Source organism: Stenotrophomonas sp. NRRL B-14846, assembly GCF_050473585.1.
Lineage (GTDB): Bacteria > Pseudomonadota > Gammaproteobacteria > Xanthomonadales > Xanthomonadaceae > Stenotrophomonas.
This window is the reverse complement of sequence record NZ_JBFLUN010000023.1, coordinates 66,544-79,727: the sequence shown is the minus strand read 5'-3', so window position 1 is coordinate 79,727 and position 13,184 is coordinate 66,544. Positions and strand designations below refer to the sequence as shown.

At 68.2% G+C, this 13,184-nt stretch carries 12 protein-coding genes; 7 read left to right on the top strand and 5 right to left on the bottom strand.

Annotation, left to right across the window (positions count from 1 at the left end; genetic code table 11):
• Positions 1-14 precede the first annotated feature (14 nt).
• Positions 15-722 (bottom strand): YceI family protein, encoded by a 708-nt coding sequence (locus tag AB1281_RS22185; RefSeq protein WP_005415047.1) that lies wholly within the window; start codon positions 720-722, stop codon positions 15-17.
• Between the two features lie 75 nt (positions 723-797).
• Complete coding sequence (locus AB1281_RS22180; protein ID WP_430347056.1) at positions 798-1,388, bottom strand: malonic semialdehyde reductase; 591 nt, start codon at positions 1,386-1,388, stop codon at positions 798-800.
• Positions 1,389-1,514: 126 nt separating this feature from the next.
• Between AB1281_RS22180 and AB1281_RS22175 the strand changes: the two genes are divergently transcribed.
• The 6 genes from AB1281_RS22175 to AB1281_RS22150 all read left to right on the top strand — a co-directional run bounded on the left by AB1281_RS22175 (position 1,515) and on the right by AB1281_RS22150 (position 5,466).
• Entirely contained in the window at positions 1,515-2,474 is a 960-nt protein-coding gene (locus AB1281_RS22175) for a mitochondrial fission ELM1 family protein (protein WP_430347055.1), read from the top strand.
• Between the two features lie 154 nt (positions 2,475-2,628).
• Complete coding sequence (locus AB1281_RS22170; RefSeq protein ID WP_014035769.1) at positions 2,629-2,859, top strand: hypothetical protein; 231 nt, start codon at positions 2,629-2,631, stop codon at positions 2,857-2,859.
• Positions 2,860-2,907: 48 nt separating this feature from the next.
• Positions 2,908-3,759 (top strand): DUF2145 domain-containing protein, encoded by an 852-nt coding sequence (locus AB1281_RS22165; protein WP_430347054.1) that lies wholly within the window; start codon positions 2,908-2,910, stop codon positions 3,757-3,759.
• Positions 3,760-3,778: 19 nt separating this feature from the next.
• The gene (locus AB1281_RS22160) at positions 3,779-4,285 is read left to right on the top strand and encodes a hypothetical protein (RefSeq protein ID WP_430347053.1); all 507 of its coding nucleotides are present in this window, start codon (positions 3,779-3,781) and stop codon (positions 4,283-4,285) included.
• Positions 4,286-4,317: 32 nt separating this feature from the next.
• Positions 4,318-4,830, top strand: coding sequence for a hypothetical protein (locus tag AB1281_RS22155; protein WP_014035766.1), 513 nt, complete (start codon positions 4,318-4,320; stop codon positions 4,828-4,830).
• A gap of 75 nt (positions 4,831-4,905) precedes the next feature.
• Positions 4,906-5,466 carry a queuosine precursor transporter gene (locus AB1281_RS22150; protein WP_430347052.1) on the top strand — a complete coding sequence of 187 codons (561 nt, stop codon included), beginning with the start codon at positions 4,906-4,908 and terminating at the stop codon, positions 5,464-5,466.
• An 848-nt stretch (positions 5,467-6,314) separates the two neighbouring features.
• Here AB1281_RS22150 and glnE read toward each other — a convergent pair.
• Positions 6,315-9,110 carry a bifunctional [glutamate--ammonia ligase]-adenylyl-L-tyrosine phosphorylase/[glutamate--ammonia-ligase] adenylyltransferase gene (gene glnE / locus AB1281_RS22145; RefSeq protein WP_430347051.1) on the bottom strand — a complete coding sequence of 932 codons (2,796 nt, stop codon included), beginning with the start codon at positions 9,108-9,110 and terminating at the stop codon, positions 6,315-6,317.
• A gap of 374 nt (positions 9,111-9,484) precedes the next feature.
• On the opposite strand from glnE, the gene AB1281_RS22140 reads away from it, so the two are divergent.
• Positions 9,485-10,999 carry an acetyl-CoA hydrolase/transferase family protein gene (locus AB1281_RS22140; RefSeq protein ID WP_014035763.1) on the top strand — a complete coding sequence of 505 codons (1,515 nt, stop codon included), beginning with the start codon at positions 9,485-9,487 and terminating at the stop codon, positions 10,997-10,999.
• Between the two features lie 161 nt (positions 11,000-11,160).
• Here AB1281_RS22140 and hglS read toward each other — a convergent pair whose 3' ends face one another.
• Together hglS and AB1281_RS22130 are read right to left on the bottom strand one after the other, a co-directional pair.
• Complete coding sequence (gene hglS, locus AB1281_RS22135) at positions 11,161-12,525, bottom strand: 2-oxoadipate dioxygenase/decarboxylase HglS (protein ID WP_430347050.1); 1,365 nt, start codon at positions 12,523-12,525, stop codon at positions 11,161-11,163.
• A 165-nt stretch (positions 12,526-12,690) separates the two neighbouring features.
• Entirely contained in the window at positions 12,691-13,179 is a 489-nt protein-coding gene (locus tag AB1281_RS22130; RefSeq protein WP_430344908.1) for a hypothetical protein, read from the bottom strand.
• Positions 13,180-13,184: the final 5 nt, after the last annotated feature.

Here is a 13,184-nt window from a genome sequence, read left to right as displayed (position 1 = left end):
GTGAGTTGGGTGCATCAAGCGGCCGGCTTTTCGCCGGTGGCTTCGGTGGTGATGCGGATCTTCACTTCATCGCTGACGTTCGGGGCATAGGCGCCGACGCCGAAATCGCTGCGCTTCAGGGTGGTGGTGGCATCGAAGCCGGCGGCCGGAACCTTGGCCATCGGGTGCTCGCCGCCGCCGTTGACGGTGACGTCCAGGGTGACCGGCTTGGTGATGCCCTTGATGGTCAGGTCGCCGGTGACGGTCAGCTTGTTGGTGCCGGCCGCTTCCACCTTGGTGCTCTTGAAGGTGGCATCGGCGAACTTGGCGGCGTCGAAGAAGTCGGCGCTCTTCAGGTGCTCGTCGAACTTGGCGGTGAAGCTGTTCAGGCCGCTCAGCGGCAGCTTCACTTCCACGGTGGACTTGGTCACGTCTTCGGCGTTGTACACCAGGGTGCCTTCGACGTTGCCGAAGTGCGCGCTCGGGTTGGAGAAGCCGAAGTGGCTCCACTGGGCCAGCACGTCGGTGTGGCTCGGGTCCAGCTTGTAGGTGCCCGAGGCGATCTTGATCGCTTCAGCGGCCGGCGCAGCGGCGGCGGCATCGGCAGCCGGGGTGGCGGCCTGCTCGGTGGTGGCCGGGGCGGCGGCATCGGCCGCCGGGGCAGCGGTGTCGGCCGGCTTGGAGCAGGCGGCGATGGCCAGGGTCAGGGCCAGCGGCAGCAGCAGTTTACGGGTGGCGCTCATCTCAGGAACTCTCCGGATCGTAGGGTGGGTACAGCAGGGACCGCCAAGGGGGCGGCCCGGAATCGATACAGCGACTTACTCGATGCGCGCCGCTTCGTCGAACGACAGGCGCGGCAGACGCGGGAACAGGCCCGCCGGGTCACCGTAACCCAGGTTGACCAGGAAATTCGACTTGATGGAGGTGCCGGCGAAGAAGGCTTCATCCACCCTGGCCGCATCGAAGCCGGACATCGGGCCGGCATCCAGGCCCAGCGCGCGCGCGGCCAGGATCAGGTAGGCACCCTGCAGGCTGCCGTTGCGGATGGCGGCTTCGTGGCGGCCCTCCTGCGGGCCGTCGAACCAGGCCTTGGCATCGGTGTGCGGGAACAGGTACGGCAGCTTCTCGTGGAAGTCCAGGTCGAAGCCGATGATGGCGGTGACCGGGGCGGCCATGGTCTTGGCCAGGTTGCCTTCGGACAGGGCCGGGGCCAGCTTGTCCTTGGCTTCCTTCGAGGTGACGAAGACGAAGCGGGCCGGCGTGGTGTTGGCCGCGGTCGGGCCCCACTTCACCAGGTCGTACAGTTCCTGCAGCAGGCTGGCCGGGACCGGCTTGTCGAGGAAGGCGTTCTGGGTACGGGCAGTGCGGAACAGCTGATCGAGGGCAGCAGCGTCGAGCGCGTGGGACATCGGTGGATCTCCAGGGCGGCTAAGGGAAGTCAGTGCCCGCGGGCGGCGCGGGGCGAATCGACGAGCCGCAGTGTAGAGTGTCGCGACTGTTGCAACACCCAGCAGGGCTGAAACGAATTAATGCCAATGGTGAAACGATCGAGCGCGCCCTGGACGGTCACGGACGGCCGTGCGGGCAATGTCCGCCAGGCGGTCGCGCTGGCCTCGGCACTGCGCCAGGGCACCCATCGGCCGCTGCTGCTGCAGCCACGCGCGCCCTGGCGCTGGCTGTCGCCGCGACGCCTGCCCGGTGATGTGAACGGCTACGGCGAGGCCTTCGCGACGCTGGCTGCCGACGCCCCGGCGCTGGCGATCGGTTGTGGCCGACAGGCCGCCGGCGCCCTGCGCGTGCTGCGCGCACGTGGCAGCCAGGTGGTGCAGATCCTCGACCCGCGTATCGGCGCGCGTCACTGGGATGTGGTGGTGGTGCCCGAACATGACGCCCTGCGCGGCAGCAACGTGCTGACCCTGCTCGGCAGCCTCAACCCGGTGGACGATGACTGGCTGGCCTGGGGCCGCGCCGCGTTCGCCGGCTTCAGTACCCTGCCCGGCCCGCGCACCGCGCTGCTGGTGGGCGGCCCGACGCCGCTGGCACCGTGGGATGAGACGGCGATGGTCGGTGTGTTCCAGGCGCTGGCCGACCAGATCCGCAGCGAAGGCGGCAGCCTGCTGGCCACCACCTCGCGACGCACGCCGCCGGCCTTGGCCGAGATCCTGCGCGCGAAGTTCGCCGACCTGCCGCACGTGATCTGGGGCGATGGGGGCGACGGCACCAATCCCTATGGCGGCCTGCTCGGCTGGGCCAACCGCGTGGTGGTCTCGCCCGATTCGGTGAACCTGCTCTCTGAAGCCTGCGCCACGCGCATGCCGGTGATGGTGGCGCTGGCCGATACCGTGCAGGGGCGGCTGGCGCGCTTCCAGCAACAGCTGCGCGAGCGTGGGCGATTGCAGGCGCACTGGCTGGACTGGCAGTACGACCGCATCGAGCCACTGCGCGAAACCGCGCGGGTGGCGGCAGAAGTGAAGCAGCGCCTGGCATTGCGGTAGTGCCGGCCGCTGGCCGGCAACGCTGTACGCATTGCCGAACACCTACCCTTGCCGGCCAGCGGCCGGTACTACCCGGGGTGCCCAGCGATTTCTGAACATTTCGATCCAGCTGCGCGGGTAGAGTCCAGCTTCCCCCATCACTCTGAACGTCTTCATGCGTACCCTGCTCCTGCTGCCCCTGGCCCTGCTCGCCGCGTGCTCCACCGCGCCCACCGAGCTGGACCCGATCTCCTATCAATGCCAGCAGCAACTGGACGCCTACCGCGAACAGCCGGCGCTGCGCGATCCGAAGACTGGCGAGCGCCCACCGCTGCCGATCGCCCCGATCAGCGATGCCTGCGACAAGGAACTCAAGCGCAAGGGCGTGGATCGCCCGCTGCGCTGAGCAGCGTATGATCGGCGCGCGGGCCTGCCCGCCGTTGAAGGTACCGACATGGATCGTTTTTCCCGCCTGCCCCGCGCCGCGCTGCTGATCGCCAGCCTGCTGGCGACCACAGCTGCATGGGCCAACAGCACCGAGTGCCGCGAGCGCTACCCCAGTGTGGCGTCGCAGGCGGCAATGCTGGACGTGGCCTGGACCACCGCCGAGCGGCTGGACGCGTTGCCCGACGTGGACGTGGTGGTGGCCGCGCGCGGTGGCCAGGACCTGAGCCGCTACGGCCTGCGCCACAGCCACCTGGCGTTCCTGCTGCGCGAGGACGACGGCCGCTGGCGCGCGATGCACCTGCTCAACCGCTGCAAGACCGACAGCTCGCAGCTGTACCACGAGGGCCTGGGCAACTTCGTCGGCGAGAGCGGCGGCCATACCGACCTGCGCATCGGTGTACCGTCGGCCCCCTTGCGTGCAGCGCTGCGCGCGATGCTGGTGTCGCCCTCGATCCAGCCCAAGGCGCTGCACGAAACCAGGTACAACGTGGTCGCCTACCCGTTCGCCACCGACTACCAGAACTCCAACCAGTGGGTGCTGGAGGTGCTGGCCGCGGCGATGGCACAGGCCGAAGGCGCGCCGGCCATCGTCAAGCGCGAACAGGCGCAGCAGTGGCTGCGCCAGCAGAAGTACCAGCCCAGCGTGCTGCATATCGGCCTCGGCAAGCGCGTGGGTGCGCGCCTGTTCGTGGCCAACGCCACCACCACCGACCATCCGGCCGGCGAGCGCATCTCCGGCAACTATTCGGTGGTGACGGTGGAATCGGTGTTCGACTTCCTGCACCAGCGCAGCCAGCTGCTGCAGGAACTGGTGATCCCCCACGTGCCGGTGGCCGGTGCCGCCGCAGCCTCGCCCTGAATCCCGCAAGGAGAACGACATGCGCCTGCTGCACAACTCCCTGGTATCGATGCTGATCGTCACCGCGCTGGCCTGGTCATCGGCCGCGCACGCCGAGCGCCGCATCGTGATCATCCACGACCCGGGCCCGCAGGGGCCGAGCCTGGAGATGTCCACGCAGATGGTGGCCTCGGCCCGCGCGGCGGCGGCGGCGGAGGAAGCCAAGGATGCGGCCGATGCCGGCCAGCCGCTGGCCCGCCCGCAGCAGATCAAGCTGCCGCAGATGGAGGTGAGTGGAATCGCCACCACCGTCGATGGCCGCCGCGAAGTGCTGCTGCGCGATGCCAACGACCCGCAGAACACCGCATCGATGCAGTACCCGCGCGGCATCGGCGATCCCGCCGTGCAGTTCACCGTGGGCCAGACCGTGAACTTCGAGCCGACCGGCGCCGACCAGGGCTGGCAGCTGAAGGACAACCAGGGCCGCCCACTGGAATACCTGCCCGAGGCCACCGGCCCGCGCGACATTTTCGATAACCGGCGCTGAGCCGCCGTCCCCACCCTGACCAGGAGGTCTCCATGTTCCGTTGCCTGCGCGTTCCCGCTTCTGCCCTGCTGCTCTCGGCGCTGCTGGTGCCCACCGTCCATGCCGGCGCCGCGCCGCAGTTGAACAGCAGTGAGGCCAGCGTGCTGATCACCTCGCTGATCGTGGTGTCGGTCCCCCTCGCCGCGTCGGCGGGCCTGTCCGAGCTGTCGAAGGCGCCGTTCAAGGCCAGCGAACGCAATGCCAGGGCTGCCCGCACCAAGGCGGTGCCGCTGCCGCCGATGGAAGTGAAGAAGGTGGAGACCACCCCGGCGGGCGAGCGCCAGGTGCAGCTGCAGGTGCCCGACAAGGCCGACCAGACCGCCACCCTGCGCTGGCCGGCGCGCGTGCACGAAGACCAGACGGCGGCGTTCGTGGTCGGCCAGCAGGTGCATTTCGACCCCACCGAGGCCGGTGCCGGCTGGACCGTGAAGAGCGCACAGGGCCAGGCGCTGGCCTATGTGCCGACCGCCTACGCCGCTGGCGACGTGATGAGCGAAGCGCTGTAAAGCTGAACGACCGGTTTTGGCTTTGCCGCGGGCCGGGCGGATAATGGGCGATTCCCTTTGTCCCCCTGGCTCGCCATGTCCGTGCGTCCTGCCCCTGTGTTTGCCCCGTTGACCGCCCGCGCCCTGGTGCTGGCGGTACTGGCCATGGCCGCGGTGGTGCTGCTGTCCAACGTGCTGGTGCAGTACCCGATCAACGACTGGCTGACCTGGGGTGCCTTCAGTTATCCGGTCGCGTTCCTGGTCAGCAACCTGATCAACCGCCGCTTCGGCCCGGGCCCGGCACGACGCGTGGCGTGGATCGGTTTCGCGGTGGCGGTGCTGCTGTCGATCTGGGTGGCGACGCCGCGCATCGCCATTGCCTCGTGCTCGGCCTTCATCGTGGCCCAGCTGCTGGACATCACCGTGTTCGACCGCCTGCGCCGTGGCAGCTGGTGGCGCGCGCCGATGGTGGCCACCACCTGCAGTGCGACGGTGGATACCACCATTTTCTGGTCGATCGCGTTTGCCGGTTCCACCCTGCCGTGGGTGAGCTGGGCCGCCGGCGACCTGGCGGTGAAGCTGGCGATCGGCGTCTGCCTGCTGGCCCCGTTCCGTGCCCTGCTGTGGAAGATGGCGCCGCTGCGCGCGGCCGGCTGACCGCCGTCGCCCTGGTAGGTGCCGACCAACGGTCGGCACCTACCAATAGCAGACCATCGCCGGGCCATTGATCCGGTAGTTGCCAACAGCGGGGCATCACCGGGCCAATGATCTGGTGGGTGCCGACCGTTGGTCGGCACGCTCCTTCAGCGTTCATCGCTGCTGACAGATTGTGCCGACCAACGGTCGGCACCTACCAATAGCAGACCATCGCTGGGTCATTGATCCGGTAGTTGCCAACAGCGGGGCATCACCGGGCCAATGATCTGGTGGGTGTCGACCGTTGGTCGGCACGCTCCATCAGCGTTCATCGCTGCTGACAGATTGTGCCGACCAACGGTCGGCACCTACCAATAGCAGACCATCGCCGGGTCATTGATCCGGTAGTTGCCAACAGCGGGGCATCACCGGGCCAATGATCTGGTGGGTGCCGACCGTTGGTCGGCACGCTCCTTCAGCGTTCATCGCTGCCGACAGATTGTGCCGACCAACGGTCGGCACCTACCAATAGCAGACCATCGCCAGGCCATTGATCCGGTAGTTGCCAACAGCAGGGCATCACCGGGCCAATGATCTGGTGGGTGCCGACCGTTGGTCGGCACGCTCCTTCAGAGTTCATCGCTGCCGACAGATTGTGCCGACCAACGGTCGGCACCTACCAATAGCAGACCATCGCCGGGTCATTGATCCGGTAGTTGCCAACAGCGGGGCATCACCGGGCCAATGATCTGGTGGGTGCCGACCGTTGGTCGGCACGCTCCATCAGCGTTCATCGCTGCTGACAGATTGTGCCGACCAACGGTCGGCACCTACCCAAAGCAGGCCATTGCTCGGGCGGGTGCAATCGCTCAGGCGAACGGCAGCTCCGCAGCACTACACGCCGCCGTAATCGCGGCACACGCCTCTTCAATCGCGGGCGTGGTCGGGGCCAGTCGCGGGCGCCGGTCCAGCGTGCAGGCCAGGCCCACCTCCAGCAACGTGGCATGTGCTGCATGCAACGCCTGCGCGGTGTCTTCCGGCAGGAAACCAACAACGGCCAACGCATCGATCAACGATGGCGTATCGCGCGGCTGCAGCAACGCCACGTGCTGCGCACTGCGCGCGAGCACACCGGTCTGCAGCAGGAACTCCAGGTCCACCACGCCGCCAGCACCCTGCTTCAGGTCCAGCCGCGCGGCATCGCTGCGGTCCAGTTCGGTGCGCATGCGGCCGCGCATCTTCAGCACGTCCGCATACAGCACACCCATGTCGCGCTCACGCCCCAGCGTCTGCGCACGCACCTGCTCGAAGTCGGCCAGCAGGCTGGCATCGCCGGCCACGCCACGCGCGCGCACCAGCGCCTGGTGTTCCCAGGTCCACGCACGTTCGCGCTGGTACTCGGTGTAACTGGCCAGCGAAGACACCAGCGAACCCTTGCCGCCATCCGGGCGCAGGCGCACGTCGATGTCGTACAGGCGCCCGGCAGCGGTGACCGCACCAAGCAGCGCCATCACCTTCTGCGCCAGCCGCGCATACCAGCGCCCCGGCTCCAGCGGACGCGTGCCATCGCTGGCATCCACGCCGGCCGGATTGTCGTGCAGGAACACCAGGTCCAGGTCGGAACCGAAGCCCAGTTCAAGCCCACCGAGGCTGCCATAGCCGATGATCGCGAAGCGCCCGCCAGGGATCTCGCCGTGCGCGGCGCGCATGTCCGCCTCGGCCATCGCCAGCACGGTGACCACCACCGCCTGCGCCAGCTCGGCCAGTTGCCGCGTGCTGTCCACCGCGCCCTGGCGGCCATCCAGCGTGGCCATCGCCATGCGGAAGCTGAGTGCCAGTCGCGTTTCATTGAGCCAGCGCAGTGCGGATTCGGGATCTTCCACCGCCAGCACCTGCTGGCACTCGGCCAGCATGCCGGCGGCATCCGGCATCGGCCCGGACACGCGCACGTCCAGCAGTTCGTCCAGCAGCAGCGGGTACGCGGCCAGGCGCTCGGCCAGCAGCGCGCTGCGCGCCAGCACATCGACCAGACGCGCCAACGCGCTCGGCTGTTCGTCCAGCAGCGCGAGATAGCTGGTCCTGCGCAGCACCGCCTGCAGCAGGCCAAGCACGCGCTTGAGCGCGGCATCGGGCTGCGGCGAACGCGTGGCCGCATGCAGCAACGCGGGCAGCACGCGATCCAGCCGCGCACGCGCGGCATCGGACAACGACTTCACGCCGGTGCCCTGCGCGAAATCGCGCAGCGACTGGTCGGCGCCATTGGCATCGAGGAAACCGGCTTCGGCCAGCAGCGGCGCGTTGCTGCCCTCGGGCAGGCTGCGCCAGTAGTTGGCCAATGCATCGGGCGCGGCCTGGCCCTTGCGCGGTGCCAGCAGCGCTGCGAATTCAGTACTGACCCGCTGCTGCTGCACGGCCAGTGCCGCGCGCAGCACCTCCCAGTCCGGGTAGCCCAGGCCGACGGCGATGCGCTCGCGGTCCAGCGCATCGCTGGGCAGCACGTGGGTCTGCGCGTCGCGCAGCATCTGCAGGCGGTTTTCCAGCCGGCGCAGGAACAGGTAAGCCTCGCGCAGCGCGCTGCCATCCTCGGGCGCGATCTGCCCGGCCGCCACCAGCGCGTCCAGCGCCACCAGCAGGCGACGCTCGCGCAAGGTTGGTTCGCGGCCACCGCGGATCAGCTGCAGCGCCTGGCACAGGAATTCGATTTCGCGGATGCCGCCGGCGCCGCGCTTGATGTCCTCATGCAGTTCGCGGCGCGCGACTTCGGCGGTGATCGCCGCCTTCATCTCGCGCAGGCCGTCGAGCGCGGTGAAATCCAGGTAGCGGCGATACACGAACGGGCGCAGGGTCTGCAGCCACGCTTCACCGGCGTCGATATCGCCGGCCACCGCGCGCGCCTTCAGCCACGCATAGCGTTCCCAGTCGCGGCCTTCGCGCTGGAAGTACTGGTCCATCGCGGCGAACGACAGCGCGACGCGACCGGCGCTGCCGAACGGGCGCAGGCGCAGGTCGACGCGGTGACTGAAACCATCGACGGTGGTTTCGTCCAGCAGCTTGGCCAGGCGCTGGCCGAGGCGCGCGAAGTATTCTTCAGCGGCCAGCGCGCGCGGCCCGTCGGATTCGCCGCCGTGCGGGTAGGCGTAGACCAGGTCCACATCGGAACTGAAGTTGAGCTCGCCACCGCCGAGCTTGCCGAGGCCGAACACCACCAGCTGCTGCGGCGTGCCTTCGCCATCGCGGACCACGCCGTGGCGCTGGGCGAATTCCTGCTGCAGGGCGTCCAGCGCCAGCCGCAGGCAGTCTTCGGCCAAAGCGGTGGCGCCGGCCAGGGTCTGCGCCACGTCGTCCAGGCCGGTCAGGTCGCGCCAGATCAGCCGCGTCGACATGGCGGTACGCCAGCGCCGGATCTGCGCCGGCCAGTCGCTGGGCTGCAGCGGATCGAGCACCGGCCCCGGGATCGGCGGGCAGCCGGGTGCGGCCAGTTGTGCCAGCAGCGCCGGTTGCCGCACCAGGGTGTCCAGCGCGAAGTCGCTGGCCACCGCCAGCCGGGTCAGCAGCGGCAGCAGCTCGGCAGGAACGGGCTCGGGCAGGACCTGGGCCAGGCGCGCCAGGGCGCGGTCGACAAGGGGCTGCAGGGACGCGGGAAGGTCGGCGGGGGCGAGGGTCATACCTCGATTCTCGCGGGGTCGGATCCCTTTGCCAACGGCAAAGGGCTCTGACCCCGGATTGCTGGCACTGCGCGGGTCAGAGCCTTTTGCCCGTGGCAAAAGGATCCGACCCGGCGTGTCGCGCGCATTCATAATGGGCGACAGGCAATAAAAAAGCCCGCTTGCAGCGAACTGCCAGCGGGCTCTGCTCCCTCCCCCACGTCGGGATGCAGGGCCATCGTGCGGGCTGCGAAAGCACTTTGCACGCTGCACTGCAAAACAAAACCGGTGGGTATGGGTGACCCCTGTGGGGAAAAGCCATTCCACGAAGGTAGAACCCCCCGTACGGATGAGGATGGCCGATAATCGGCTTTCCCCCCAGAAACACTGTCGTCATGTCTGTTGATCGCATCGCCAACGCGCGTCTCCGTGACCGCGTGGTCTCCGCCGAGGCCGCAGCCGCGCTGATCCAGCCCGGTGAAACCGTGGCCATGAGCGGCTTTACCGGCTCCGGGTATCCCAAGGCCGTTCCCGTGGAACTGGCGCGTCGCATCGAAGCGGTGCACGCCCAGGGCCAGCCCTTCCAGATCAAGCTGATGACCGGCGCCTCCACCGCGCCGGAGCTTGATGGCGCGCTGGCCAAGGCCGATGGCATCGCCATGCGCATGCCGTTCCAGAGCGACCCGGATGCGCGCAACCGCATCAACGAGGGCAAGCTGGATTACATCGACATCCATCTCAGCCACGTCGCCCAGCACGTGTGGTTCGGTTTCTACGGCGAGATCGATACCGCCGTGATCGAAGTCTCGGCCATCCGCGAAGATGGCTCGCTGGTGCCCTCCACCTCGGTCGGCAACAACAAGACCTGGCTGGACCTGGCGAAGAAGGTGATCGTCGAGGTCAACGAATGGCAGCCGGCCGGCGTCGACGGCATGCATGACATCTACTACGGCACCGCGCTGCCGCCGCACCGCAAGCCGATTCCGCTGGTGAACGCCAACGACCGCATCGGCGACACCGCGCTGCGCTGCGACCCGGACAAGATCGTGGCGGTGGTGCGCACCAACGGCCCGGACCGCAACAGCCCGTTCAGCCCGATCGATGCAACCAGCGAGCAGATCGCCTCGCACCTGATCGAGTTCCTCAAGCACGAAGTGAAGAAGGGCCGCCTGCCGCCGAACCTGCTGCCGCTGCAGTCGGGCGTGGGCAATATCCCGAACGCGGTGCTGGCCGGCCTGGCCAAGAGCGGTTTCCGCGACCTGGCCGCGTTCACCGAAGTGATCCAGGACGGCATGCTCGACCTGCTGCGCGACGGCGTGTTGAGCTACGCCTCGTGCACCGGCTTCGCGCTGAGCCCGCAGGCCAACGAGACGTTCAAGGAACACATCGATTTCTACCGCGAACGCATCATCATGCGCACGCAGGAAATCTCCAACCATCCGGAACTGGTGCGCCGCCTCGGCTGCATCGGCATGAACGGCATGATCGAGGTGGACATCTACGGCAACGTCAACTCGACGCACGTGATGGGCACGCGGATCATGAACGGCATCGGTGGTTCCGGTGACTTCGCCCGCAACGGTTTCCTGTCGGCGTTCCTGAGCCCGTCCACGGCGAAGAACGGCACCATCTCGGCGATCGTGCCGATGGCCAGCCATGTCGACCACACCGAGCACGATGTGTCGGTGATCGTGACCGAGCAGGGCCTGGCCGACCTGCGCGGCCTGACCCCGCGCAAGCGCGCGCAGGTGCTGATCGACAACTGCGCGCACCCGGATTTCCGCCCGCAGCTGCAGGACTACTTCGACCGTGCCAGCCGCGAGAGCTACGGCAAGCACACCCCGCACCTGCTGCCGGAAGCGCTGTCGTGGCACCAGCGCTGGCTGGATACCGGCACGATGAAGGGCTGAGACCCGCTGTTGTAGAGTCGAGCCATGCTCGACTGCTTTTCTCGGCAGCCGAGCATGGCTCGGCTCTACAGAGGGCAGCGCCATGACCCCAGGCACGGACATCGGGTAGAGCCGGCCGCTGGCCGGCTTCCCCTACAGCCGGCCAGCGGCCGGCTCTACCATCAAACGATGCGCAGCGCCGCCAGCGACTCAGCCTGCAGCCGCTCGTAGATCTCGAACTCGTCGTTCACCGCCACGCCCAAGGCCTGCTCGAAGGCCTCGCGGTTGGCATGCGCGGCATAGGCACGCTGTTCTTCACCGCCCAGGTTCGACTGGAAGATGCCCGCGGCACTGACCGGCAGGAAATCCTCGTAGACGATCGGGTCGGCGGTGGCCAGGCCCGCGGCCACCAGCACTTCAGCCGGCAGATCAGCCACGCGCTCCGGCGCGGCGCGGCCGGCGTCGGTCAGCTGGTAGCGGTAATAGCCCAGGCCTTCCTGGCGCAGCGTGTCGTGGTCATCCGGGAAGCTGGCGAACACCGCCTGCAGGCGCTGGCCGTAGTCGCCGCCGGTACTGCCTTCGCCACCGGCATCGCGTGCCTGCGACAGCAGCTGGTCGTACAGCGCGCGGCCCTTCGGGGTCAGCGCAAGGCCACGTTGTTCGATCTCGCCGAAGCGCGCGGTATGCGTACCGGCATCACCACCCTCACTGTCCGGGAAATGCACGGCTTCTTCCAGTGCCTTGAAGCTGGTCTGGCGCAGCAGGATCGGGCAGGCGCGGCGCGGCGGGCCTTCGATCACCGCCTTGGCCGCCATGCCTTGTTCGATCATCGCGGCCTGCGCCGCGTCGATATCCAGCGTGCGCGGGGTCAGGTGGTTGATGTGCGGGCCCCGGAAGCTGACCACGTCGGCCACCAGGCGATGCGCGTTGTGCAGGGCGTGGTAGGTCGGCAGGTCGACGGTGGCATCACCGTGCCAGCGGAAGGTTTCCAGTGCTTCATCGACGAAACGCTCGGCATCGGCCTGCGACAACCCGCCGTCACGCTCGGCCTGCTCGATCAGCGCCAGCGCGCCGTCGGTGAAGATGCGGCGGCGTTCGAGGATGCGCGCCGATTCGGCACGCAGGGTTTCGTCTTCGATCAGCTCCAGGCGCAGCAGCGAGGTGAACACGCGGAACGGGTTCTGCGCCAGCGCGGCGCCGGTCAGCGGCCGGAACGCGGTGGAGTGCACCGGCACGCCAGCCACCGACAGGTCGTAGTAGCCGACCGGGAACATGCCCATCACCGCGAACAGGCGGCGCAGCGTCGCCAGTTCCTGCACGGTGCCGACGCGGATCGCGCCATGGCGCTCCTCGTCCAGGCGCGCACGCTCGTCGTTGCGCAGCAGCTGCGCGGCTAGCGCTGGGTCCTGGTCAAGCACCTGCGCGTTGATCCGCTCCACCAGTTCCACCAGCGTGCCGTACAGCGGCACTTCGGTGCGGTACATGCGGGACATGGCCTGCGCGAACAGGCGGCGGATCACATCAGGCGAAACGAAAGAGGCGCTCATCAGTCACTCGATTACGGGAACGGGGAACAGCTCGAACCCGTATTGTCGCCGGAGCGCGCGGCGGCGGCGATATGCACAGCAACATGAAAGAAATCGGTAGTGCCGGCCGCTGGCCGGCAACCCCCGGATGCCTGGAAGGGTGCAGTTGCCGGCCAGCGGCCGGCACTACCGCTTGAGCTGGCGCTTCAGGGTGGCATCCAGGGTGATCGGCCGGTCCCAGTGCTGGTAGCTGGCCACGATGGCGTGGCGCAGCGCGCGGTAATGCAGGTTCTCCGGCTTGGTCGGCATCCGCTTCACCACCGCCTCCCAGCCGCCGGCCGGGTCCTGGCTGAAGGCGCGCACGCTGTCGCGGCAGGTCTGGCCGCTGGCCTTGGCCCAGAAGCAGGCGAAGTAGATATCCCCGGCCTGCCAGCCATGGGTGGTGAACAGTGCGCTGATATAGCCGCGCGGTACGTCGGCATAGCGCGACACCTCGTCGAGGAAGGCGTCGGGGTAGCGCTCGGCGTAGTGGTTGATGTCCTGCAGCTGGGCATCGACCCAGCTGTCACCGGTTTCCACCGCGTAGGCCGCCGAACGCTCGGCGGTCTGCTGGGCCAGCACGGTGGCCGGCACCAGCAGCAGGGACAACAACAGCGCGCGCAGTCGGACGTTCATGCCCC